This is a genomic window from Streptomyces sp. NPDC047841 (assembly GCF_040704085.1).
GTDB lineage: Bacteria > Actinomycetota > Actinomycetes > Streptomycetales > Streptomycetaceae > Streptomyces > Streptomyces argyrophylli.
Genome location: NZ_JBEYRP010000006.1, coordinates 322,150 through 345,220 on the forward strand (window position 1 = coordinate 322,150; position 23,071 = coordinate 345,220).

A 23,071-nucleotide genomic window follows, 5' to 3' on the forward strand; every position below is an offset into this window, starting at 1 on the left:
CGGAAGACCCTAGTGGTGGAATCCGGTGGCCGCCTCCTTGTCGCGGGTCAGGGGGTGCGGCTGCCGGCGCAGTTCCGGCAGCAGGCGGGCCAGGTCGTCCAGGAACAGGTCGGCGAGGTCGTGCGAGAAGCCGTTGCGGCACACGATCCGCAGCACGGACAGGTCCTCGCGGTGCGGCGGGAAGGTGTAGGCGGGCACCAGCCAGCCGTTCTCGCGCAGCCGCCGGGAGACGTCGAAGACGTCGAAGGAGGTGACGTGGTCGGCGGTGGTGAACGCGAACACGGGGAGCTGGTCCCCGCGCGTGAGCAGCCGGAAGTCGCCGAGCGCCTCGATCCGGGAGGCGAGCGAGGTCGCCACGTCCCGTGTCGACTGCTGCACGGCCCGGTAGCCCTCCCGGCCGAGCCGCAGGAACGTGTAGTACTGCGCCACCACCTGGGCGCCGGGCCGGGAGAAGTTCAGCGCGAAGGTCGGCATGTCGCCGCCCAGGTAGTTCACCCGGAAGACCAGCTCCTCGGGCAGCGCCTCCTTGTCCCGCCACAGCGCCCAGCCGACGCCCGGGTACACCAGCCCGTACTTGTGCCCGGAGGTGTTGATCGACGCCACGCGCGGCAGGCGGAAGTCCCACACCAGGTCCTCGTCCAGGAAGGGCGCCACCATGGCGCCGGACGCGCCGTCCACGTGCACCGGGATGTCGAGGCCGGTGCGCTCCTGGAGGGCGTCCAGGGCCGCGCACAGGTCGGCGACCGGTTCGTAGGAGCCGTCGAAGGTCGAGCCGAGGATGCCGACGACCCCGATGGTGTTCTCGTCGCACAGGCCGACGGCCGCCTGCGGGTCCAGGTGGAAGCGGTCGCCCTCCATCGGGACCAGCCGGGCCTCCACCTCCCAGAAGTCGCAGAACTTCTCCCAGCACACCTGGACGTTGACGCCCATGACCAGATTGGGCCGCGCGCCCGGGTAGCGGTCGGCGTTCCGCTTCGTCCAGCGCCGCTTCAGCGCCATCCCGGCGAGCATGCACGCCTCACTCGACCCGGTCGTCGAACAGCCGACGACCGCCGAGGGGTCCGGCGCGTTCCACAGGTCCGCGAGCATCGCCACGCAGCGCCGCTCCAGTTCGGCCGTGCGCGGGTACTCGTCCTTGTCGATCATGTTCTTGTCCCGGCACTCGCCCATCAGCACCCCGGCCTGCGGCTCCATCCAGGTGGTGACGAAGGTGGCCAGGTTCAGCCGGGAGTTGCCGTCCAGCATCAGCTCGTCGTGCACCAGCTGGTACGCCGTGGACGGCGGCAGCGGGGCGTCCGGGAGCCGGTGGGTGGGCGGGGCCTCGGTCATGCCGCCGACGGGGTTGGCCTCCCCGAAGAACGGGTTGACCGACATCGTCCGCCGCTCGTGCTTCTCGGGACCTTTGTGCAGGGCCATCGGGATGTGCCTCCAGGAAAACGGGTGTCGGGAGTGAGTGGGGGTCGGGTGGGGAGAGTCATCGGACCGGGGTCCCGTCCTGCCGCAACTGCATCTGCGGACGGCCCGTCACCAGCAGCCAGGCCGGCAGCGAGGCGACGCACAGCAGGGCGAGGGTCCCGGGCGAGGTGACCAGGACGGCGGCGGTGAACAGGCTCATCCAGCCCTGCCGGGTGATCGCCAGGAGCATGCCCAGCACGCCCGTGGCCACGCCCACCGCGAGGTGCACGGCCGGTACCAGGGCGTGGGCGCACAGGCCCAGCGCGGCGCCGGCGAAGACCGCGGGGAAGATCCGGCCGCCCCGGAAGCCGCAGGCCGCCGCGACGACCAGCGCGGCCAGCTTCGCCACCGTCATGGTGGCTAACTGTCCCGCCGACCAGCTCTGCGGGTCGCGGGCCAGCTGCCCGATCTCCGTCACGCCCTTGAACAGCGTCAGCCGGCCGCCCAGGGCCGCCAGGGCCCCCAGTACGACCCCGCCGGCCGGAAGCATGAGCATCGGGTGCCGCAGCCGCCGGAAGGCCGCGTGGACGTACGGGAAGGCGCGGACGGCGCACATGCCGAGCAGCGCGGCGACCGAGGCGATCACCAGGGCCGCCAGCAGGTCACTCGCGCGCGGGTGGCCCAGGGGCGGCAGTCCCAGGTCGAAGGTCGGACGGGCCACCAGAGCCGTCGTGATCGCCCCGCACGTGCCCGCGGTCAGCGGCGCGAACACGTTGTCCCACAGCCGGCCCGGCATCGGCCGCCCCGCCAGTGCCTCGGAGATCACCAGTGCCGCCGCCACCGGTGTGCCGAACAGCGCGCCGATCGTCGCCGCCTCCGCCAGCACCGGCCACAGGGCGCCCGGCGTCCGGGGCAGGAAGCGCGCGCCCAGCCAGGCCGCGAGGCCCACGTTGACCGCGATGACCGGGTTCTCCGGGCCGAGGCTCGGACCGCCGGCCAGCATGAGCGCGGTGGCCAGCACCAGGCCCGGCAGGACGGCCGGCGGCAGCACCGGCGCGTCCAGTCCGACGGTGGCCGGGTCGGGCCCGGCGTGGCCGGGGACCTTCCAGACCACCAGCCCGACGGCGATCCCGGTCGCCAGGAGCATGACGAACATCCACAGCACGCTGGCGCGGCCCACACCGAGGGCGTCGGGCAGCGGGCCCCACAGCAGGCGCTGGAGCTTCTCCCCCGCCGTGCTCACCCCGACGAAGACCAGGCTCGCGGCCACGCCCACGAGGAGGGCGGGCAGGATGAACGGCAGCAGAGCCCGTGCCGGGGCGCTCGGAGCGCTCGGGGGCGCCTGCTGCGTCGTCTCCTCGGCCACGGGCTCACCATAAGCGGACGAAACGCCCGCAACATCCGGAACCACGGCACGCGGAACGCGCTGTCGGCTTGCACCTCACGCGACGTGAGGCCGCAGCGTGGGGGCGTACCGACGACAAGGAGCGGAAAGTGAGCTACTCCGTGGGACAGGTCGCGGGGTTCGCCGGCGTCACGGTGCGCACGCTGCACCACTACGACGAGATCGGCCTGCTCGTGCCCAGCGAGCGGACGTACGCCGGCCACCGGCGCTACGGCGACGCCGACCTCGACCGGCTCCAGCAGATCCTGTTCTACCGTGAGCTCGGCTTCCCGCTCGACGAGGTCGCGGCCCTGCTCGACGACCCGGACGCGGACCCGCGCACACACCTGCGCCGCCGGCACGACCTGCTGACCGCCCGGATCGAGAAGCTGCAGAAGATGGCCGCGGCCGTGGAGCACGCCTTGGAGGCACGCACGATGGGCATCGACCTGACACCGGAGGAGCGGTTCGAGGTCTTCGGGGACAAGGACCCCGAGCAGTACGCCGAGGAGGCCGAGCAGCGCTGGGGCGGCACCGAGGCGTACGCCGAGTCACGGCGCCGCGCCGCGACGTACACCAAGGAGGACTGGAAGCGCATCCAGGCCGAGGTGGCCGACTGGGGCGAGCGGTACGCCGCCCTGGTCGCCGCCGGCGAGCGGCCGGCCGGCGAGGCGGCCATGGACCTGGCCGAGGAACACCGGCGGCACATCGGCCGGTACTACTTCGAGGTTCCCTACGAGACGCACCGGTGCTTCGCGCGGATGTACGTCTCCGACGAGCGCTTCAAGGCGTTCTACGACGCGATGCGCCCCGGGCTCGCCGAGCACCTGCGCGACGCGATCCTCGCCAACGCGGACCGGCACACCGCCTCCTGACGTCCGGGCCCGGGGCCGGCTCCCCGGGCCCGGGCACCCCACGGTGACGCGGTGGAACCCGGGATGGTCCCCTTACGTTGATAGTTTTGTACGGCGCCCCATCGACGTTCTGCCGCCGTAGCCGCCTTCACCTCTCAGGAGCCGGACCCGTTATGACACTCGCCCTCGGCCCGAGCTGGCTGGATCCCAACTATCTGCTCGACACGTACAGCGTCTGGGGTCTGCTGCTCATCGTCTTCGCCGAGTCCGGCCTGCTCATCGGTTTCTTTCTGCCGGGTGACTCGCTGCTGTTCACGTGCGGCCTGCTGATCACGTCCGGGGACCTCGACTTCCCGCTGTGGGCCGCCATCGCGCTGATCTCCCTCGCCGCGATCCTCGGCGACCAGGCGGGCTACATGTTCGGCAAGAAGGTCGGCCCGTCCCTGTTCAACCGGCCGGACTCCCGCCTCTTCAAGCAGGAGAACGTCACCAAGGCGCACGAGTTCTTCGAGAAGTACGGCCCGAAGTCCCTGGTCCTGGCCCGCTTCGTGCCGATCGTGCGCACGTTCACGCCGATCATCGCGGGCGTCAGCGGCATGAAGTACCGCTCGTTCCTGACCTTCAACGTCATCGGCGGTGTGCTGTGGGGCGCGGGCGTCACCCTGCTCGGCTCCTGGCTCGGCAACATCGGCTTCGTCAAGAAGAACATCGAGGCGATCCTGATTCTGATCGTCCTCGTCTCGGTGATCCCGATCGCCATCGAGTACCTGCGGGCGCGCGGCAAGAGCAAGAAGGCCGGGCAGAGCGCCCCGGAGCCCGCGCGGCAGCCCGCCCACCAGCAGGCCCAGCCCGTCCACCAGCAGCCGCAGTACCAGCACCCCCCGGTCATGGACGACGCCACGACCCGCCTGCGGCGCGTGGAGCCCGAGCAGCCGTACACCCCGCAGTACGAGCAGCCGTACCAGCAGCCCCAGCAGCCCCGGCAGCAGGACTGGAACCAGGGCTACGAGAACCAGGGCCACGGCCATCAGGGGTACGGCAACCAGGGCTATGACGGCCAGGGCTACGACGCCGGGCAGTCCTACGACCGGCAGCAGTACCCCCAGCAGCAGCACCAGCAGCACCCGCAGCAGCAGCCGAACCAGTACGACCAGAGTCAGTACGGCCAGAGTCAGTACGAACAGAACCAGTACGACCAGAACCAGTACGACCCGAACCAGTACCCGTACGACAACCGCGGCCACTGACCGGGGCGCGGGGGACGGGGAGACTCAGAACCCGCGCGTCCGCTTGGCGGCCCGGCGCTTCCCGGCGGAACCGATGCGCAGGAACAGCCGGGAGATCTCCGACCCCAGGTTGACCCCGATGGCGATGGCCATCGCCAGCGACGCGGCCTTGGCCAGCGACACCAGTCCCTTGTCCACGTCGTTCTGCGCCATGGACAGCAGCCCGAAGTACGTCGCCGAACCGGGCAGCAGCGGCCCGATCGCCGCCGTCGTGTACGGCAGCGCCGAGGCGAACCGGTACCGGGACAGCAGCTGCCCGAACAGCCCCACGAGCCCCGCCGCCACGGCCGTGGAGGCCACCGGCGAGATATCGCCCGCGTAGCGCATCGCGCCGTACACCGACCAGGCCACCCCGCCGTTGAGGGTCACCCAGAGCACGGTGGACCGCTCCTGCTGGAGCAGTACGGCGAAGGTCAGCGACAGCAGCATCGATGCCGCGATCTGGATCAGCGGCCGGTGGGAGATGCCCAGCTGCGCGTCCGGATTCAGCTTGCCGCCGATCTTCACGCCGAAGTACAGGACGGTCAGCACCCCGGTGACGATGCCGACGAAGAAGTACATGACCTCCAGCAGCCGGGCCGAGGCGGTGATGTAGAAGCCCGTCAGCCCGTCCTGCACCCCCGCCACCAGCGCCCGCCCCGGCAGCAGCGCGAACAGCCCACCGGTGATCACCGCGGACGCCTTCACGTCCACGTGCGCCAGGGTCAGCGCCACCCCGATCGCGGCGGGCGGCATCGCGGCCACCGTGAACTGGTAGAACTCCGGCAGCCCGCGCCCCGCGCACAGCCAGGCCAGCCGGTCGCCGAGCATCGCGCCGACGGCCGCCGCCAGGAACACGATCGGGTCACCGCCGACCAGCACGGAGGCCGCGCCGGCCAGCAGCCCGCTCGCCAGGGTCAGCGCCCAGCCGGGGTACGGGTGCCGGTTGCGGCGGATCTCCGCCAGGCGCCGGTAGGCCTCCTCCAGGGAGACATGGGTCTCCGGGTCGGTCAGGTCGTCCACCAGCCGGAAGACGGCCGAGAGACGCGTGTAGTCGGTGCCCCGCCGCCGGACGGTCCGGGACGCCGTCACCGGGTCCTCCACCAGCGACGGCTGGTGCGAGATCGACAGCAGCGTGAAGGTGACGGTCGGCTCGCACCGGTCCAGGCCGTAGGACCGGCACACCGCGAACATCGCGGCCTCCACGTCCTCCGCGCCCTCACCGCCGGCCAGCAGCAGCTCACCGATGCGCAGGGTCAGGTCCAGGACGCGCGGGACGGCCGGACCGCCCTCCTCCACGCGCTGCACCGCCTCCGGCGCCGGCCGCTCCGTCACCGGCATGCGCAGCATCGTGCGCATCCGGTCCTGCCAGGGCGCGTCCTTGACCAGGCTGACCAGCGGCACACCGGTGGCCGGGGTGAACGCGGCCGGCGCGCTCTTCGCGCTGTAGGTGCTCGGCGTGCCGAACGCCGAGCCCTCCGGTTCGGCACTGGGCGGCTGCGGGGTCTCCAGCCCCTTCGGCACGGCGAACTCGGAGGTCGTCTCCGACTCGCCTGCCCTCGGGACGTCGAGGCCCTCGGGGATGGCGAACTCGGACGTGATCTCCGGGTCGTACCGCGCCTCGTCCGACCGGGGCTTGCGCTCCTCCGCCTCCGTCACCTCGCACCGCTCCCTGTACCGCACTTGCCGTAAGCATCAGTATGCGCACACGTACCCGGACGGACCGTACCTGTGCGGACATGCGAAACGGGCCGCACGCGTGCGCGTGCGGCCCGTTCACGCGAGCGGGTGCTCAGTGGCCGCCCTGCTCCTTGAAGCGCTTGTACGACCGCTCGATCTCCGCCTCGGCGTCCGTCCGGCCCACCCAGTTGGCGCCCTCGACCGACTTGCCGGGCTCCAGGTCCTTGTAGACCTCGAAGAAGTGCTGGATCTCCAGGCGGTCGAACTCCGACACGTGGTGGATGTCGCGCAGGTGCTCCACGCGCGGGTCGGTCGCCGGGACGCACAGCAGCTTGTCGTCGCCGCCCGCCTCGTCCGTCATGCGGAACATGCCGATCGCGCGGCAGCGGATGAGGCAGCCCGGGAAGGTCGGCTCGTCCAGGATGACCAGCGCGTCCAGCGGGTCGCCGTCCTCGCCGAGGGTGTTCTCGACGAAGCCGTAGTCGGTCGGGTAGGCGGTCGAGGTGAAGAGACGACGGTCCAGGCGGATCCGACCGGTCTCGTGGTCCACCTCGTACTTGTTCCGCGAACCCTTCGGGATCTCGATCGTGACGTCGAACTCCACCGGTGGCTCCTCCATGATCAGCACATAGTTCTGGTGGTTAAGTGTCCCTCACGCAGGTGTGTGATCGCGAAAGGGGCTGGTGATCGTGCCTGAGCTGGGACCTTGGCGGGCCGCGAGACCGCGCGTGGCGCGGATCGCGGCCGCCGTACGACCGGGTCTGGCGCGCGCCGTGACGGCCGCCCGGCCGCGGATCGCGCGGCTGACGGAAGCCGTCCGCGTCAGGCCTGTACACCTCCCCCGTCCGCGGACCGTCAGGACCTGGCAGTACACCGCGGGCGCCGCCACCGCCGGCCTGGCACTGGCCGCCGGCGTGGTGACCGTGGCCGGTCCCTGGGACGCCAACGGTCAGCGTACGGCCGAGCGGGACCGCGCCGCCGCACTGGAGCGGTCAGGTGGCGCAGATCACGGCCGCTCCGGCAGGGCCGCCGGGACGCCCCAACCCGCGCCGAGCGCCGCGGCCGTGCTGACGGGCCTCGGCGGCACCACGGGCGCCGTCGGCACCAAAAAGACCTCTCCGGACGCGAAGGCGCTCTCGGACGCCCTGGGGCCCCTGCTGGACGTGCCCGCGCTCGGCGACAGCCACGCGGCGGCCGTCGTCGACGTCACCACCGGCGAGCGCCTCTACGGCGCCGACGCCGGCAAGGCCCTCACGCCCGCCTCCACCACCAAGATCGCCACCGCCGTCGCCGCGCTGTCCGCCCTCGGCCCCGACCACCGCCTCACCACCCGCACCGCCCTGGAACCCGACACCCGGGAACTCGTCCTGGTCGGCGGCGGCGACCCCACCCTCACCGCGCACGTCAAGACGGGCGGCTGGGCCGGCCTGCGGGCGCTGGCGGCGGACACCGCGAAGGCACTGGACCGGCGCGGCATCCACAAGATCACCCTTTCGTACGACACCACCCTCTTCACCGGCCCCGCCCTGCACCCCATCGGCGTCAACGACAACCTCGCCCCGGTCAGCGCCCTGACCGTGGACGAGGGCCGCACCGACGCCTCCACCGAGGGCCCGGCGCCCCGCGTGGGCGACCCGGCGGCGGACGCGGTCAGCCGGTTCGCGGGCTTCCTGAAGGACGCCGGCATCACCACCACGGCCCCCGGACCGTCCAAGGCCAGCACGCGCGCGGAGACTCTCGCCCGGGTCTCCTCGCCGCCGCTGTCGCAACTGGTCGAGCGGATGCTGACCAACAGCGACAACGACATCGCGGAGGCCCTGGCCCGGCAGACCGCCCTGGCGAGCGGGCAGCCCGCCGGCTTCGACGGCGGCGCGAAGGCCATCGCCACCCAGTTGCGCAAGCTCGGCCTGCCGATGGCGGGCGCCGCCTTCCACGACGGCAGCGGACTGAACCGCGACGACCGGCTCACGGCCGACCTCCTCACCGCCCTCCTGGTCAAGGCGGGCGACCCTGGCCGTCCCGGCCTGCGCCCGGTCCTCACCGGTCTGCCCGTGGCCGGCTTCACCGGCACCCTGAGCTCGCGGTACACCGACGGCGCGGCCGGTCTCGTACGGGCCAAGACGGGGACGCTGACCGGCGTGAACACCCTGGCGGGTACGGTCGTCGGCAAGAGCGGGCATCTCCTGGCCTTCGCCTTCCTCGCCTCGGACACGACCGACCCCCTGGCGGCCCAGGCGGCCTTGGACAAGGCGGCGACGGCCTTGGCGGGCTGACCCGGACGACCACCGCCCCGGCCGTGGTCCCGGGCTCCGCCTGCCCTGGGACACTCGCGGCGCCGGGTGACCGGAAAGCACGGTCGGCCCTGTCGGTGTCCCCACGGCCTGCCCGAAAGGGGGGCGCTCACGTACGGTTGACAGCATGACTGGCTTCGGTGGCACCGCATCTCCCGGGATGGTCGACTGGAACCTCGCGGTGGCGACCGCGACCCGCCTCGTACGCCCCGGCCCCGACGTCAGCCGCGACGAGGCCAGGGCCGTCGTCGCGGAGCTGCGCCGGCACGCGAAGGCCTCGGAGGGACACGTCCGGGGCTTCACTCGTATGGGCACCGAGGAGACCCACGACACCCCCGTCCTCGTCGTCGACCGGCCCGGCTGGGTCCGCGCCAACGTCGCCGGCTTCCGCGAGATCCTCCGCCCGCTCCTGGAGAAGATGCAGGAACGGCGCGGCGGCAACCCGGGCAGCGCGGTCCTCGGCGCCGTCGGCGGCAAGGTCACCGGCGTCGAACTCGGCATGCTCCTGTCGTTCCTGTCCTCACGGGTCCTCGGCCAGTACGAGACCTTCGCGCCCGCCGGCCGCGACCTGCCGGCCGGCGAGAACGGCGGCGGGCGGCTGCTGCTCGTCGCGCCCAACATCGTCCACGTCGAGCGCGAACTCGACGTGGAGCCGCACGACTTCCGGCTGTGGGTGTGCCTGCACGAGGAGACCCACCGCACGCAGTTCACCGCCGTGCCCTGGCTGCGGGACCACCTGGAGGGCGAGATCCAGTCGTTCCTCGCGGAGACCGACGTCGACCCGATGACCTTCCTGGAGCGCATCCGGGACGCCGCCCAGTCCCTGGTCGGCGGCCGTCCCGAGGGCGAGGAGGAGGACGCCGGACGCTCCTTCGTGGAGCTGGTGCAGACCCCCGCCCAGCGCGAGATCCTCGGCCGGCTCACCGCCGTGATGTCCCTGCTGGAGGGCCACGCCGACTACGTCATGGACGGCGTCGGCCCGAGCGTCGTGCCGACCGTCGCGGAGATCCGCGAGAAGTTCCAGCAGCGCCGCGCGAAGGGCGCCTCCCGTCTGGACATGGCCCTGCGCAAGCTGCTCGGTCTGGACGCCAAACTGCGGCAGTACCGGGACGGCGAACGGTTCGTGCGGGCCGTGGTCGAACAGGTCGGCGTGGACGGCTTCAACCGCGTGTGGACCTCGCCCAACACCCTCCCCACCAAGGCGGAGATCGCCAAACCGGCGGACTGGGTCGCGCGGGTGCACCGCAAGGCCGAGTCGTGAACGTCACGTGGACGTCGTGAAAGGAATCCGGCCGACGGCAGGCGAACGCCCCTCCAATCACCCGTCCGAGGGACCGTGGGCCATGCGTAGGCGTGCGATGCTCGGGGAACGGCCCGCTTCTGTCACCATCTACACACTCTGAGTGACCGCACCGGGTTCACCCCCCGAAAACTTCATGAAGGGAACCGGACATGGGTCCCCATCCTGCGGTCGCGGCGATACGCCTGGCGGTTCGCCGCGTCCTCCACGACATCCTCAACGACCACCAGGCCCTCCCCGCGCCCCCGGCCGCGCCCCCGGCCGCGCAGCCGGCCGGCGCGCGCCCGGACCGGACGGCCGAGCGGCCCCCCTCCCCGCTCGTCCTCGTCGCGTGCTCCGGCGGCGCAGACTCCATGGCCCTCGCCTCCGCCCTCGCCTTCGAGGCACCCAAGCTCGGCGTCCGGGCCGGCGGGGTCACCGTCGACCACGGCCTCCAGCCCGGCTCCGACCTCCGCGCCGAGGAGGTCGTCCTGCGGCTGCGCGGACTCGGACTCGATCCGGCCGAGTCCGTCGCCGTGACCGTCGGCCGCGAGGGCGGCCCCGAAGCCGCCGCCCGCGACGCCCGCTACGCCGCCCTGGACGCCGCCGCCGAACGCCACGGCGCCGCCGCGGTCCTGCTCGGCCACACCCGCGACGACCAGGCCGAAACCGTCCTGCTGGGACTCGCCCGCGGCTCCGGCATCCGCTCCCTGTCCGGCATGGCCGCGGTCTCGGGGGCCGGCGGCCGTTACCGGCGGCCCTTCCTCCAGCTCGACCGGCAGACCGCCCGCAAGGCCTGCATGGTCCAGTCGCTGCCCGTCTGGGACGACCCGCACAACGCCGACCCCGCCTACACCCGCTCCCGGCTCCGGCACGAGGGCCTGCCCGCCCTGGAGAAGGCCCTCGGCAAGGGCGTCGTCGAGGCGCTCGCCCGCACCGCCCAGCTCTCCCGCGACGACGCCGACGCCCTGGACGCCTGGGCCCGCCAGGCCGAGGCCTCCGTCCGGGACGCCGCCGGCCTGCTGGAGTGCGCCAAGCTGTACGCTCTCCCGCCCGCCGTGCGCCGCCGGATCCTGCGCCGCGCCGCCATCGAGGCCGGTGCTCCGGCCGGCGCTCTGTTCGCCCGCCACATCGAGGAAGTCGACCGCCTGATCACCGGCTGGCGCGGCCAGGGAGCCATCAATCTCCCGGGCAGGGTCGTCGCCCAGCGGCAGGGTGGCAGACTGGTGATTCGGCAAGGCTGAATCCCGACCTCCCCGGAGCGACCTCCGGCGGGCCGGGCAGCCGGAGGCCGTGCGCGCGGCCGGAGCCGGTGGCCGCGCACGCGGCCGTAAGTGCGGGACGACCGAAAGTGATGCGGGTGGACGCGAAAGACATGGGTGCCGACCTCCAGCAGGTGCTCATCACCAAGGAAGAGATCGACGCGAAGCTGGCCGAGCTGGCCGCGAAGATCGACGCGGAGTACGCGGGCAAGGACCTGCTCATCGTCGGTGTCCTCAAGGGCGCGGTGATGGTCATGGCCGACCTGGCCCGGGCGCTGTCCACCCCCGTCACCATGGACTGGATGGCCGTGTCCTCGTACGGCGCGGGCACCCAGTCCTCCGGTGTCGTGCGGATCCTCAAGGACCTCGACACCGACATCAAGGGCCGGCACGTCCTGATCGTCGAGGACATCATCGACTCGGGCCTGACCCTGTCCTGGCTGATCAACAACCTCGGCTCCCGCGAGCCCGCCTCCCTGAAGGTGTGCACGCTGCTGCGCAAGCCGGACGCCGCCAAGGTCGCCATCGACGTGGAGTGGGTCGGCTTCGACATCCCGAACGAGTTCGTCGTGGGCTACGGCCTCGACTACGCCGAGAAGTACCGCAACCTGCCGTTCGTCGGTACGCTCGCGCCCCACGTCTACGGCGGCTGAGCCAGTCGGCCCAAGCCCGGTAGGACGATCGGGAACCCCAGCGGGTTCCCCGCCGTTGAACGATGCAGAGGCGGGTTCCCCAGCCGTCGAAACGGCTCCGTGCGGCTTCGGGCAACAATGCTGGGGTACCGTCAGAAGAACTGTCTTATCAAACTCACTATGGCAGGAGGGACGGGGCGGCACCGCTCCGTATGGATGGACGTGAAGCGATACTTCCGTGGGCCGGTCATGTGGATCGTGCTGGCCGTCCTTGCCGTGGTCGTGTTGATGCAAGTCGTCGGCTCGTCCGGCGGCTACAAGACGGTGGACACCGGCCAGGTCGTGGCGGCGATCAACGACAACAAGGTCGAGTCGGCCAAGCTCACCACCGGTGACGAGCAGAGCATCAAGGTCACGCTCAAGGACGGCTACAAGGTCCAGGGCAGCTCGAAGATCCAGGCGAGCTACATCGGCGACCAGGGCGTGACCATCGCCGGCACGCTGCAGACCAAGTACCAGGACAAGCAGATTCCGGACGGCTACACGGTCGCGCCGTCCAAGCAGAACCCGTTCGTCGGCGTCCTGCTCTCGCTGCTGCCCTTCGTCCTGATCGTGGTCGTCTTCCTGTTCCTGATGAATCAGATGCAGGGCGGCGGCTCCCGGGTCATGAACTTCGGCAAGTCCAAGGCGAAGCTCATCACCAAGGACACCCCCAAGACGACCTTCTCCGACGTCGCGGGCTGCGACGAGGCCGTCGAGGAGCTCCAGGAGATCAAGGAGTTCCTCCAGGAGCCGGCCAAGTTCCAGGCCGTCGGCGCCAAGATCCCCAAGGGTGTGCTGCTCTACGGCCGCCCGGGTACCGGCAAGACCCTGCTCGCGCGCGCCGTCGCCGGCGAGGCGGGCGTCCCCTTCTACTCGATCTCCGGTTCGGACTTCGTCGAGATGTTCGTCGGTGTCGGTGCCTCCCGGGTCCGCGACCTGTTCGAGCAGGCCAAGGCGAACGCCCCGGCGATCGTCTTCGTGGACGAGATCGACGCGGTCGGCCGCCACCGCGGCGCCGGCCTCGGCGGCGGTCACGACGAGCGCGAGCAGACCCTGAACCAGCTGCTCGTCGAGATGGACGGCTTCGACGTCAAGGGCGGTGTGATCCTGATCGCCGCCACGAACCGCCCGGACATCCTCGACCCGGCGCTGCTGCGCCCCGGCCGCTTCGACCGGCAGATCGCGGTCGACCCGCCGGACCTGCAGGGCCGCCTGGAGATCCTCAAGGTCCACCAGAAGGGCAAGCCGGTCGCGCCCGACGTCGACCTGTCCGCCGTGGCCCGCCGCACCCCGGGCATGACCGGTGCCGACCTCGCCAACGTGCTGAACGAGGCCGCGCTACTCACCGCCCGCGGCGACCAGAAGCTGATCGACAACAAGGCGCTGGACGAGGCGATCGACCGCGTGGTCGCGGGCCCGCAGAAGCGGACCCGGATCATGTCGGACAAGGAGAAGAAGATCACCGCGTACCACGAGGGCGGTCACGCCCTGGTCGCGGCGGCCTCGCCGAACTCCGACCCGGTCCACAAGATCACGATCCTGTCCCGCGGCCGTGCCCTCGGTTACACGATGGTCCTGCCGGACGAGGACAAGTACTCGACCACGCGCAACGAGATGCTCGACCAGCTCGCCTACATGCTGGGCGGCCGGGCGGCCGAGGAACTGGTCTTCCACGACCCGACCACGGGCGCCGCGAACGACATCGAGAAGGCCACCAACCTGGCCCGCGCGATGGTCACCCAGTACGGCATGACCGAGCGCCTCGGTGCGATCAAGTTCGGCGGCGACAACTCCGAGCCGTTCCTGGGCCGTGAGATGGCTCACCAGCGCGACTACTCGGAAGAGGTCGCCGCGCTGGTGGACGAAGAGGTCAAGAAGCTCATCGAGACCGCGCACAACGAGGCCTGGGAGATCCTGGTCGAGAACCGCGACGTCCTCGACAACCTCGTGCTCCAGCTGCTGGAGAAGGAGACGCTGGGCAAGGAGGAGATCGCCGAGATCTTCGCCCCGATCGTCAAGCGCCCGCCGCGGCCCGCCTGGACCGGCTCCTCCCGCCGCACCCCGTCCACCCGCCCGCCGGTGCTCTCCCCGAAGGAGCTGGCACTGACCAACGGTGCGAACGGCGCGACGGCGGCGATCAGCACGGTGAAGTCCACCGCCGCGGAGTCCGCCCCGGTGACGGAGCAGACCCCCGAGGACCGCTCCGAGAGCTGACCCTGTCCCGGGCGAAGGCCCGGAATGGATGCCGCGCCCCCCAGGTTCTAGCCTGGGGGGCGCGGCATTTCGCATGTCCGCGGACGGAACGCGAGCTATCCGCGTGCGAGGCACAGGAACGAGGAACCCAGATGACCGACCCGGTGACGCTGGACGGCGAGGGCCCCATCGGCGAGTTCGACGAGAAGCGCGCGGAGAACGCCGTACGCGAACTGCTGATCGCGGTCGGCGAGGACCCGGACCGTGAGGGGCTGCGGGAGACGCCGGCCAGGGTGGCGCGTGCCTACAAGGAGATCTTCGCGGGCCTGTGGCAGCAGCCGGAGGACGTCCTGACGACGACGTTCGACCTGGGGCACGACGAGATGGTCCTGGTGAAGGACATCGAGGTGTACTCGACCTGCGAGCACCATCTGGTGCCGTTCCGGGGCGTCGCCCACGTCGGCTACATCCCGTCCGAGACCGGCAAGATCACCGGCCTGTCCAAGCTGGCCCGCCTGGTCGACGTCTACGCCCGCCGGCCGCAGGTGCAGGAACGTCTCACCACGCAGATCGCGGACTCCCTGATGAACATCCTGGAGCCTCGGGGCGTCATCGTGGTCATCGAGTGCGAGCACATGTGCATGTCCATGCGCGGCATCCGCAAGCCGGGCGCGAAGACGATAACCTCCGCCGTCCGCGGTCAGCTGCGGGACGCCGCGACGCGGAACGAGGCGATGAGCCTCATCATGGCGCGCTGAGCGGGCCGGAGGACGCGCCGGGACGCGGGGCAGGCGGTCAGGCCACCGGCTCCGCCCCCGGGTGGTTCTGGTCGTCGTCCTCCGGGAGCTTGCAGACCCGCTCCAGGAAGATGGCGGCGGCTATCACGCCGATGCCGGTCACGACCGAGAAACCGGCGTAGATCGCCTGGTCGCGGCGGGCGGGGATGTCCAGCAGCTCCAGCAGGAAGACGCCCGTGCCGCCGTACATACCGGCGACGAGCGCGGCCACCAGGGCGCTGGCCTGGCCGAAGACGACCGCCCGGGCGGCCATCAGCGGGTCGACGCCTTTGGCGCCGGGCCGGCGCTCGCGCTGGGCCTTGAGACGGGCGCGCAGCGACAGCGCCGTCGAGAGCAGGACCACCGCGATCAGCCCGAGGACGACGGGGGCGGCCAGGGGGACGCTGGGGAGGGTCCCGATCGAGTTCCAGAGGCGGGCACCCGCCCAGGACAGGATGCCTGCCACGACGAACACGCCCGCCAGCACCCTGATGCGCAGCTCTCTCACGGTGTCCCTTCAGTTCCCCCGGACCGTTCCGGACGGTGGTCGTCTTGGTCTGACCCGTCTCGACCTTAACGACTACTCGGGCAGCCGGAGTTCCAGGTCCGCGCGGGGCGCGACACCCTCACGGGTGACGGCGGACAGCAGGTCGGCCACCGTGCCGCGGCCGGGGAGCTGCGCCTGCGGGTCGACGTCGTGCCAGGGCGCGAGGACGAAGGCGCGCTCGTGGGCGCGCGGGTGGGGCAGGGTCAGCCGCGGGTCGTCCGAGGTGACGCCGGCGTAGGCGACGATGTCGACGTCCAGCGTGCGCGGGCCCCAGCGCTCGTCCCGGACGCGGTGGAAGGCCTCCTCGACGGCATGCGCCCGCTCCAGCAGGGACGACGGGGGCAGGGTCGTCTTGAGGACCACGACCGCGTTGAAGTACGACGGCTGGCTGCCCGGCTCCACGCCCCACGGCTCGGTCTCGTACACCGGGGATACGGCCTTCACCCGGACGCCCGGGGTGTCCTCCAGGGCGTCGACGGCCCCCTGGAGGGTCTCCAGGCGGTTGCCGAGGTTGGAGCCGATGGAGATCACGGCCCACTTCGGGTTGCTCAGCGTGGTGTCGGCGGCGTCGACCTGCTCGAGGACCGAGGCGGGCACCGGCTGGACGGTCGGGTCGCTGTGACCCTGGTGGAAAGGTCGGGTCATACTCGGCTCCGGGTGATGGTGACGGTCACGTCGTCGAAGGGGACGGTGATCGGGGCGTCCGGCTTGTGGACGCGGACCTCGACCTCCTCCACCCCTTCGTGCTTCAGGCAGGTCCGGGCGATCCGCTCGGCGAGGGTCTCGATGAGGTTCACCGGTTCGCCCTCGACCACGGCCACGACCTCCTCGGCCACGATGCCGTAGTGCACGGTCTTCGTCAGGTCGTCGTCGGCAGCGGCCGGCCGGGTGTCCAGGCCCAGGACGATGTCCACGATGAAGGTCTGGCCCTCCTCGCGCTCCTTGGGGAACACCCCGTGGTGCCCGCGGGCCTTGAGGCCGCGCAGCGCGACACGATCCACGCGAATCACTCCTGCAATCGTCGGGAACGACCGGCCCGTGCCGCGTGCGGGCGGCACACCGGCCTCAGACGAATCTACCTGCGGGCACCGACAGAGCCGGGCCGCGGGGGCGTCGGCACGAGCCGGTGTCTGCGGGGTTCACCGGTCGTTTCCCCCGGGAGCCCGGTCCTGCCATGGGCTGGTAGCCGCTTCTACCCCGGGGTAGGTGATTCCAACCACTTCTCGGGGTCAGGCCAGGGGTTCGTCGTCCGGGTTCGCGCCGTTCACGTGGTTGTCGTCGTCGTCCTCGTCGGTCTCGGCCAGCACGGGGGAGGCGTGGTGCGACCAGAGCTTCCAGCCGGAGGGGGTGCGCCGGAACACGTTCGTGGCCACGACGAGCTGGCCGACCAGCGGGCCCAGCTCCGCGCCCTCCTCGGGGGCGGGGCCGCCGCTGAGGATGTTCTCCGTGCAGGTCACGAGCGCGGTGTCGCCGGTCACGGAGACGTGCACATCGGTGAGGAAGAACTGGATGTAGTCGGTGTTGGCCATGATCAGGGCGTACGACCTGAGGACCTCGCCCCGGCCGGAGAGCACCGGCCAGCCGGGGTGGACGCAGGAGATGACGCCGCTGTCGGCGGGGTCGTGGTAGGTCTCGTCCACGCCCAGGTCGGCGGGGGTCAGCCAGAGCGAGGAGACCTCCTCGAAGTCGCCGCGTTCGAGTGCCTCGTAGAAGGCGGTGTTGGCGGCCTCCACCTGCTCGACGTCGGTATGGGGGGCGCTCACCGCTCTCCTTCCGCCCCGCGCTCGCCGCCGGTGCCGGGCGCGTCCGCCGCGCCGCGCGCCTCCTGAACGGCCCGCGCCACCCGGACCGCGTCCGCCGTGGCGCGCACCTCGTGCACGCGCACCGCCCACGCGCCGGCCTGCGCGGCGAGGGCGGAGACGGCGGCCGTGGCCGCGTCGCGTTCCCGGGCCGGCGGGGGCGCACCCTGCGGTCCGGCGAGGACCCGGCCGAGGAACCGCTTGCGGGAGGCGGCGACCAGCAGCGGGTGGCCGAGGCGGGCCAGCCGGTCGAGGTGGGCGAGGAGGGCGAGGTCGTGCTCGGCCTCCTTGGAGAAGCCGAGGCCCGGGTCGACGACGATGCGGTCCGGGGCGACACCGCCCGCCAGAACGGCCTCCACGCGCGCGTGCAGTTCGTCCACGACCTCCCCGACGACGTCCCCGTAGACGCCCTTGACGTTGCCGCCCTCGAGGAAGCCGCGCCAGTGCATGACGACGAAGGGGGCGCCGGCGTCGGCCACCACCGGGATCATCGCGGGGTCGGCGAGGCCGCCGCTGACGTCGTTGACGAGGGCGGCGCCGGCCGCGAGGGCCTGCGCGGCGACGGAGGCGCGCATGGTGTCGACGGAGACGACGACGCCCTCGGAGGCGAGACCGCGCACCACGGGGACGACCCGCCGCAGCTCCTCGGCCTCGTCCACGCGCGTGGCACCGGGCCGGGTGGACTCGCCTCCGACGTCGACCAGGTCCGCGCCCTCGGTGACCAGGTCCAGGCCGTGTTTGACGGCGGCGGTCGTGTCGAACCAGCGGCCGCCGTCGGAGAAGGAGTCGGGGGTCACGTTCACGACCCCCATGACCGCGCACCGGTCCCATGCCGGAAGGCCGGCTACTCGGCCGCGCCCGCTGAGGTTGTTCATACGTTCAGCGTAGGCCCAGGACCGTGCCGGAACGCGCCGCGGCCCGGGCGGAAGCCCCCGTGCCGGAGGGGGTGGGGCTCCGCCCGGGCCGGTCCCGGGGGTTGTGCCGCTCGGCGTGTCGGGGCTCGGGGCAGGGGGCCGGATCAGGCCGCCCGGACGTCGCGTTCGGCCACCGCGTGTGCGCACGTGCGCTGGGCCGTCGCCCGGCGCCGGCGCAGGAACCGCGGCAGCGGCACGGCGAGGTTGACGAAGCCCTCCGCCTGCATGGCGGCGAAGCCGATGCGGGGCAGGTCGGCGGAGTTCCGGTAGACCACGAACCGCGGCTCCCAGCGCGGCTGGAACTTGGCGTTGAACTTGTACAGCGACTCGATCTGGAACCAGCGCGAGAGGAACACGAGCAGTCCGCGCCAGGCGCGCAGCACCGGGCCGGCGCCGATCTTCTCGCCGCGGGCGAGGGCGGAGCGGAACATCGCGAAGTTCAGCGAGACCCGGGTGATGCCGAGCCTGGGGGCGGCCTGGAGGGCGGCGACGATGAGCAGTTCGTTCATGCCGGGGTCGGCGCTGCGGTCCCGGCGCATCAGGTCCAGCGACATGCCGTCCTTGCCCCAGGGCACGAAGTGGAGGATCGCCTTCAGGTCGCCGTACTCGCCCGGCGCGTCATCCTGCTTGTGCGCGGTGGCGACGAGGCAGTCGCCGTCGGCCGGGTCGCCGATGCGGCCGAGCGCCATGGAGAAGCCGCGCTCGGTGTCCGTGCCGCGCCAGTCCTCCGCGGCCCGGCGGATCCGCTCCAGCTCGGCCTCGCCGACGTCACGGATGCGCCGTACCCGGGTTTCGTAGCCGGCCCGCTCGATGCGCTTGACCATCTGGCGCACATTGCGCATCGCGCGTCCGGCGAGCGAGAAATCCGCCACGTCCACCACCGCCTCGTCGCCCAGCTCCAGGGCGTCCAGGCCGGTCTCGCGGGTCCACACCTCGCCACCGGTCTCCGAGCAGCCCATGACCGCGGGCGTCCAGGAGTGGGCCCTGGCCTCGTCCATGAAGCGCTCGATGGCGCCCGGCCAGGCCTCGACGTCCCCGATGGGGTCGCCGCTGGCGAGCATCACGCCGGACACGACCCGGTAGGTGACCGCGGCCTTGCCGCTCGGCGAGAACACGACGGCCTTGTCGCGGCGCAGCGCGAAGTGGCCGAGCGAGTCGCGCCTGCCGTGCTTGTCCAGCAGCGCGCGCAGCCTGACCTCGTCGTCCTCGGTGAGGCGGGCGGCCGGGTGCTCCGGGCGGAAGGCAAGGTAGATCGTGGTGACGGCGGTGATCCAGCCGAGGGCGCCGAGGGAGAAGGCGACCGTCCAGGAGGTGTTGCCCTGGTAGTCGACCGGGCCCTCGAAGCCGGCCAGGCCGTAGATGACGTGCGTCAGCCGGTCGGCCAGGCTCGGGTCGCCGATCGTCCGGTGCGGGTGGACGCTGACGATGACGAGACCGAGGGCGAGGGAACCGGCGCTCATGAGCACGAAGTTGGCGAGCGCGCGCCACCTGCTGCGCGGATCGGGCAGGGCCGCGAACTGGTCGCGGTGGCGCAGCAGCGGCACCAGCAGCGCGACCGCGATCAGCATGCCCACCACCGAGTGCCGGTACGCGAACTGCGCCACCGCACCCGCCGGGAGCAGCGCGACCGCCGCACGCCACGCCCGGCGCTTGCGCCGTTTGAGCCCGTGCGCGAGCAGCAGCAACAGCACGCCCGCGCTGAGCGAGAGCGCCGCCGCGAACGGCCCGAAGGAGCCCGGCAGCACCTCCGCCAGGGCGTGCATACGGCTGTGACGGAAGCGCGGGAACACGCCCGCGGCGATGTCCAGGACGCCCACGAGCGCGGCGGCCCTGCCGACCACGGCGGGAACGGCCTCGGGGCGCGGGCCGCGCAGTATGCGCCGCGCCCGGCTTGATCGGCCCGGAACCCCGCCCGACATTTCCCCATCTATCCTGACAGACATCGCATCCCGTAGTTCTGCGAGAGACCTTGAACCCGGGCCCGATCGGGCATCCGGCGACATTGCGCCCTCTAGGACGGTGTCTCGGGGGGAGAGGTTCACTCCCCATCGAAAAGTCGGGTCAAAGGCCAAGGAAAGCCCCGGGCAAGCCCTCGCAACGTCGCGCGGGCACGACGCGGGCGGAAAGCACAGGCAGGAAGCAGCGCATGGGTCTCACGAGCAACAAAGTGCTGGTGCTGGCGAGTCTGATCGCCGTCGTGCTGTTCGTCGGCACGGTATGGCTGTGGCCGCGCCTGGCCCGCTCGAACTGGCGGTCCGTCAGCGGGCGGGTCGGTCTGCTGCTGTTCACCCAGGTGGCGCTCTTCGCCTGCGTCGGGCTCGCCGCCAACCAGGCCTTCGGCTTCTACGCCAGCTGGGCGGACCTGTTCGGCCAGGAGACCGACCAGGGGGTCGTCGTCGACCACTCGGCCAACGGCAGCACCGGCGGCCCGCTCCAGGTGGTCTCCACCTCCGACGTGCCGGGCGTGAGCGCCGCGCGGCCGGAGATCGGCGGGCAGATACAGAAGGTCGACATCGTGGGCCGTGCGACTCACATCGTCACGCCGGCGTACGTGTACCTGCCGCCGGAGTACTTCCAGCCGCAGTACCGCGCGCGTACGTTCCCGGTGGCGGTCGTGCTGACCGGCTACCCGGGCACCGCGCGGGCGCTGGTGGAGAAGCTGGACTACCCGAGCACGGCGCAGCGGATGGCCAAGGACGGGCAGGTGCAGCCGATGATCATGGTGATGCTGCGGCCGACCGTGGCACCACCGCGGGACACCGAGTGCGTCGACGTGCCGGGCGGGCCGCAGGCGGAGACGTTCTTCGCCAAGGACCTGCCGGAGGCCGTCCTCGGGCACTACCGGGCCGGCAAGCGGCCGGGCAGCTGGGGCCTCGTCGGCGACTCCACGGGCGGCTACTGCGCCCTCAAGCTCGCCATGCACCACCCGAACGTGTACGCGGCCGCCGCGGGTCTCTCGCCGTACTACAAGGCGCCGATCGACCCGACCACCGGTGACCTCTTCCACGGCGACGAGAAGCTGCGGAACCGCGCGGACCTGTTCTGGCTGCTGAAGCACGAGGACGCGCCGGACACCTCGCTGCTCGTCACCAGCAGCAAGGTCGGCGAGCACAACTACAACGCCACGATGAAGTTCATCCAGCGGGTCCAGGCCACCGATCTGACCCGGATCTCGTCGATCATCCTCGGCAGCGGCGGGCACAACTTCAACACCTGGCGGCGCGAGATCCCGCCGACGCTCCAGTGGCTCAGCGGACGGCTCACCGACCGCTGAGCCGTCGTGGCCCCGGCGCCCGGTGAGGTCCACGGTGTGGCCGTGTTTTTACGGGGCGGGGGCCCACGATTCGCCTACGCGCGGTAAGTTTCTGGCCATGCCACGTGGACGCCACCGCCATTCCCCGCCTCTGCACCGGCTGTTGCCCCCGTCGGCGATCGCCGGCGTATCCGTCGCCTGCGCGCTGGGTCCGTGGGTGTTCTCCGAGGTCACCGTGTTGCGCGCGCTGGCCGCTGCGGCCGCCGCGACGGCGGTCGCCGGTGCGGTCGTGATGCGCCGCTGGGACGCGCAGGCGGGCAAGCAGGTCGCCGAACTCACGCGTGCGCGTGTGGGCGACGAGTGGCGGTTCGAGGAACGGGTCGCCGAACTGGAGACCGACCTGGAGGAGTCCCGCGAGCTGCGCGCGAAGCTGGAACAGCGGCTGCGCGCCAAGCGGGCGGAGCTGGCGGGCCTGCGCAACGAGCACGCGGCCCTGCTGCGCCGGTACGCCACGGCGGAGACCGAGCGCGCCAGCGCCCTGGAGGGACGGCGGCTTCTGGAGATCGAAGCGGCGGTGCCCGAGCCGGAGCCCGCGCTTTCGCCGTCGCGCGCGCTGCCGCCGGCGCGCAGCGCCGAGCCCGCGGCCGCCGCGGCTGTGCAGGCGGCCGGCACCGAGGAGCGGCCGGCGGTGTTCTCGCCCGAGGGCGCCCCGCTGTACCGGTCGGCGCTGGCGGCTCTCGCGCGGTTCGACCGGGAGAGCGCGGGTCAGGGGGAGACCGGGGCCGGGACCGACGCCGAGGTCGAGGTTGAGGCCGCAGTCGAGGCCGAGGAGGTCGAGGCCGCCGAGCCCGCTGACGCCCCCGAGTTCGCCGAGCCCGCTGACGCCACCGGGTCCGTCGAGCCCGCTGACGCTGCCCAGGAGGCCGAGCCCGTCGCCGTCGCGTCCGAGGCGTCCGAGGCGCCCGAGGCGGAGGCTCACCCGGCTCCCGGGGATGCCGACACCGGGGCCGCCGCCAAAGGAGAACCCGCGGACGGCGTGAAGGAGGACGCCGGCCAGGCGCCGGCCGCCGAACCCGTGCGTCCCGCCGGCCGGCCGGCCGCCGGGCACTTCACCGTGCCGACCGCCGTGGCCGTCGTACCGGCCGCGCCCGCGCGGCGCCCGGTGGTCGAGGGCGGCTTCGACTTCTTCGGCACCCAGAAGAGCGCACCGAGGACGACGCTGGACTCCGTGCAGAACGAGGACCTCGCCGACGTCGTCGGCCCCGAGGCGCTCGCCGTGCACAAGGCCGAGTCCGAGGCCGGGTTCAAGGCCGCCGACGAGCGGTCCCGGGGCGTGGGCCAGGTCATCGACCTGACCGCGCACGACGAGACGGAGCAGATCGACCTTCAGGGGCTGCGCAGCGCGGCCTCCTGAACCGGCGTCAGCCGTACGCGACGAGCACCGGGCCCGGCCTTCCCGCGAGGGGAGCCGGGCCCGGGGCGTTCCGGACGCGCCGGACCGGTAA

Annotated in this window: 20 protein-coding genes; 10 read left to right on the forward strand and 10 right to left on the reverse strand. The window is 72.0% G+C overall.

Features of this window, described 5'->3' with window-relative positions; translation table 11 throughout:
* Positions 1-9: 9 nt before the first annotated feature.
* Positions 10-1,416, reverse strand: a complete 1,407-nt coding sequence (locus AB0947_RS12100; protein ID WP_366750237.1) for a glutamate decarboxylase — start codon at positions 1,414-1,416, stop codon at positions 10-12.
* Between the two features lie 58 nt (positions 1,417-1,474).
* Positions 1,475-2,761, reverse strand: coding sequence for an ion channel protein (locus AB0947_RS12105; RefSeq protein ID WP_366750238.1), 1,287 nt, complete (start codon positions 2,759-2,761; stop codon positions 1,475-1,477).
* A 128-nt stretch (positions 2,762-2,889) separates the two neighbouring features.
* Here AB0947_RS12105 and AB0947_RS12110 point away from each other — a divergent pair, with 128 nt between their 5' ends.
* Complete coding sequence (locus tag AB0947_RS12110) at positions 2,890-3,654, forward strand: MerR family transcriptional regulator (RefSeq protein WP_366750239.1); 765 nt, start codon at positions 2,890-2,892, stop codon at positions 3,652-3,654.
* Between the two features lie 152 nt (positions 3,655-3,806).
* Positions 3,807-4,880, forward strand: coding sequence for a DedA family protein (locus tag AB0947_RS12115; RefSeq protein WP_366750240.1), 1,074 nt, complete (start codon positions 3,807-3,809; stop codon positions 4,878-4,880).
* A gap of 24 nt (positions 4,881-4,904) precedes the next feature.
* Here the strand turns inward: AB0947_RS12115 and AB0947_RS12120 are convergent, their stop codons facing one another.
* Positions 4,905-6,557 (reverse strand): threonine/serine exporter family protein, encoded by a 1,653-nt coding sequence (locus AB0947_RS12120; protein WP_366750241.1) that lies wholly within the window; start codon positions 6,555-6,557, stop codon positions 4,905-4,907.
* Positions 6,558-6,690: 133 nt separating this feature from the next.
* Positions 6,691-7,182 carry an inorganic diphosphatase gene (locus AB0947_RS12125; protein ID WP_029381130.1) on the reverse strand — a complete coding sequence of 164 codons (492 nt, stop codon included), beginning with the start codon at positions 7,180-7,182 and terminating at the stop codon, positions 6,691-6,693.
* A 79-nt stretch (positions 7,183-7,261) separates the two neighbouring features.
* Between AB0947_RS12125 and dacB the strand changes: the two genes are divergently transcribed.
* The 6 genes from dacB (at position 7,262) to folE (ending at position 15,035) form a co-directional block, all read left to right on the forward strand.
* A complete protein-coding gene (gene dacB / locus AB0947_RS12130; RefSeq protein WP_366750242.1) occupies positions 7,262-8,851 on the forward strand; it encodes a D-alanyl-D-alanine carboxypeptidase/D-alanyl-D-alanine-endopeptidase in 1,590 nt (529 codons plus the stop codon).
* Positions 8,852-9,029: 178 nt separating this feature from the next.
* Entirely contained in the window at positions 9,030-10,130 is a 1,101-nt protein-coding gene (locus AB0947_RS12135; protein WP_366750310.1) for a zinc-dependent metalloprotease, read from the forward strand.
* Positions 10,131-10,321: 191 nt separating this feature from the next.
* Positions 10,322-11,392 (forward strand): tRNA lysidine(34) synthetase TilS, encoded by a 1,071-nt coding sequence (tilS, locus tag AB0947_RS12140; protein ID WP_366750243.1) that lies wholly within the window; start codon positions 10,322-10,324, stop codon positions 11,390-11,392.
* A 110-nt stretch (positions 11,393-11,502) separates the two neighbouring features.
* The gene (gene hpt, locus AB0947_RS12145; RefSeq protein WP_030342680.1) at positions 11,503-12,063 is read left to right on the forward strand and encodes a hypoxanthine phosphoribosyltransferase; all 561 of its coding nucleotides are present in this window, start codon (positions 11,503-11,505) and stop codon (positions 12,061-12,063) included.
* A 195-nt stretch (positions 12,064-12,258) separates the two neighbouring features.
* The gene (gene ftsH, locus AB0947_RS12150; RefSeq protein ID WP_366750244.1) at positions 12,259-14,298 is read left to right on the forward strand and encodes an ATP-dependent zinc metalloprotease FtsH; all 2,040 of its coding nucleotides are present in this window, start codon (positions 12,259-12,261) and stop codon (positions 14,296-14,298) included.
* A gap of 131 nt (positions 14,299-14,429) precedes the next feature.
* On the forward strand, positions 14,430-15,035 hold the full coding sequence (gene folE / locus AB0947_RS12155; protein ID WP_366750245.1) for a GTP cyclohydrolase I FolE: 606 nt from the start codon (positions 14,430-14,432) through the stop codon (positions 15,033-15,035).
* Positions 15,036-15,072: 37 nt separating this feature from the next.
* Here the strand turns inward: folE and AB0947_RS12160 are convergent, their stop codons facing one another.
* The 6 genes from AB0947_RS12160 to AB0947_RS12185 form a co-directional block, all read right to left on the reverse strand.
* The gene (locus AB0947_RS12160) at positions 15,073-15,561 is read right to left on the reverse strand and encodes a DUF3180 domain-containing protein (RefSeq protein WP_366750246.1); all 489 of its coding nucleotides are present in this window, start codon (positions 15,559-15,561) and stop codon (positions 15,073-15,075) included.
* Positions 15,562-15,633: 72 nt separating this feature from the next.
* Positions 15,634-16,245, reverse strand: coding sequence for a 2-amino-4-hydroxy-6-hydroxymethyldihydropteridine diphosphokinase (gene folK, locus AB0947_RS12165; RefSeq protein ID WP_171154073.1), 612 nt, complete (start codon positions 16,243-16,245; stop codon positions 15,634-15,636).
* Entirely contained in the window at positions 16,242-16,601 is a 360-nt protein-coding gene (gene folB, locus AB0947_RS12170; RefSeq protein WP_366750247.1) for a dihydroneopterin aldolase, read from the reverse strand. The genes folK and folB overlap by 4 nt, the downstream gene beginning before the upstream one ends.
* A 228-nt stretch (positions 16,602-16,829) precedes the next feature.
* On the reverse strand, positions 16,830-17,363 hold the full coding sequence (locus tag AB0947_RS12175; protein ID WP_366750248.1) for a nuclear transport factor 2 family protein: 534 nt from the start codon (positions 17,361-17,363) through the stop codon (positions 16,830-16,832).
* The gene (gene folP / locus AB0947_RS12180; RefSeq protein ID WP_366750249.1) at positions 17,360-18,274 is read right to left on the reverse strand and encodes a dihydropteroate synthase; all 915 of its coding nucleotides are present in this window, start codon (positions 18,272-18,274) and stop codon (positions 17,360-17,362) included. The genes AB0947_RS12175 and folP overlap by 4 nt, the downstream gene beginning before the upstream one ends.
* A gap of 143 nt (positions 18,275-18,417) precedes the next feature.
* Complete coding sequence (locus tag AB0947_RS12185; RefSeq protein ID WP_366750250.1) at positions 18,418-20,232, reverse strand: phosphatidylglycerol lysyltransferase domain-containing protein; 1,815 nt, start codon at positions 20,230-20,232, stop codon at positions 18,418-18,420.
* 227 nt (positions 20,233-20,459) lie between these two features.
* On the opposite strand from AB0947_RS12185, the gene AB0947_RS12190 reads away from it, so the two are divergent.
* Positions 20,460-21,587, forward strand: a complete 1,128-nt coding sequence (locus AB0947_RS12190; protein ID WP_366750251.1) for an alpha/beta hydrolase-fold protein — start codon at positions 20,460-20,462, stop codon at positions 21,585-21,587.
* A gap of 97 nt (positions 21,588-21,684) precedes the next feature.
* Entirely contained in the window at positions 21,685-22,980 is a 1,296-nt protein-coding gene (locus AB0947_RS12195) for a hypothetical protein (protein ID WP_366750252.1), read from the forward strand.
* Positions 22,981-23,071 lie beyond the last annotated feature (91 nt).

What these genes read in the sequence shown, in the direction of transcription:
- folK (WP_171154073.1), bottom strand. Translation starts at nt 16,245, where the DNA reads ATGACCCGACCTTTCCACCAGGGTCACAGCGACCCGACCGTCCAGCCG.
- AB0947_RS12195 (WP_366750252.1), top strand. Translation starts at nt 21,685, where the DNA reads ATGCCACGTGGACGCCACCGCCATTCCCCGCCTCTGCACCGGCTGTTG.
- AB0947_RS12115 (WP_366750240.1), top strand. Translation starts at nt 3,807, where the DNA reads ATGACACTCGCCCTCGGCCCGAGCTGGCTGGATCCCAACTATCTGCTC.
- tilS (WP_366750243.1), top strand. Translation starts at nt 10,322, where the DNA reads ATGGGTCCCCATCCTGCGGTCGCGGCGATACGCCTGGCGGTTCGCCGC.
- AB0947_RS12135 (WP_366750310.1), top strand. Translation starts at nt 9,030, where the DNA reads ATGGTCGACTGGAACCTCGCGGTGGCGACCGCGACCCGCCTCGTACGC.
- AB0947_RS12185 (WP_366750250.1), bottom strand. Translation starts at nt 20,232, where the DNA reads ATGTCGGGCGGGGTTCCGGGCCGATCAAGCCGGGCGCGGCGCATACTG.
- AB0947_RS12100 (WP_366750237.1), bottom strand. Translation starts at nt 1,416, where the DNA reads ATGGCCCTGCACAAAGGTCCCGAGAAGCACGAGCGGCGGACGATGTCG.
- ftsH (WP_366750244.1), top strand. Translation starts at nt 12,259, where the DNA reads ATGGACGTGAAGCGATACTTCCGTGGGCCGGTCATGTGGATCGTGCTG.
- folE (WP_366750245.1), top strand. Translation starts at nt 14,430, where the DNA reads ATGACCGACCCGGTGACGCTGGACGGCGAGGGCCCCATCGGCGAGTTC.
- folP (WP_366750249.1), bottom strand. Translation starts at nt 18,274, where the DNA reads ATGAACAACCTCAGCGGGCGCGGCCGAGTAGCCGGCCTTCCGGCATGG.
- hpt (WP_030342680.1), top strand. Translation starts at nt 11,503, where the DNA reads ATGCGGGTGGACGCGAAAGACATGGGTGCCGACCTCCAGCAGGTGCTC.
- AB0947_RS12190 (WP_366750251.1), top strand. Translation starts at nt 20,460, where the DNA reads ATGGGTCTCACGAGCAACAAAGTGCTGGTGCTGGCGAGTCTGATCGCC.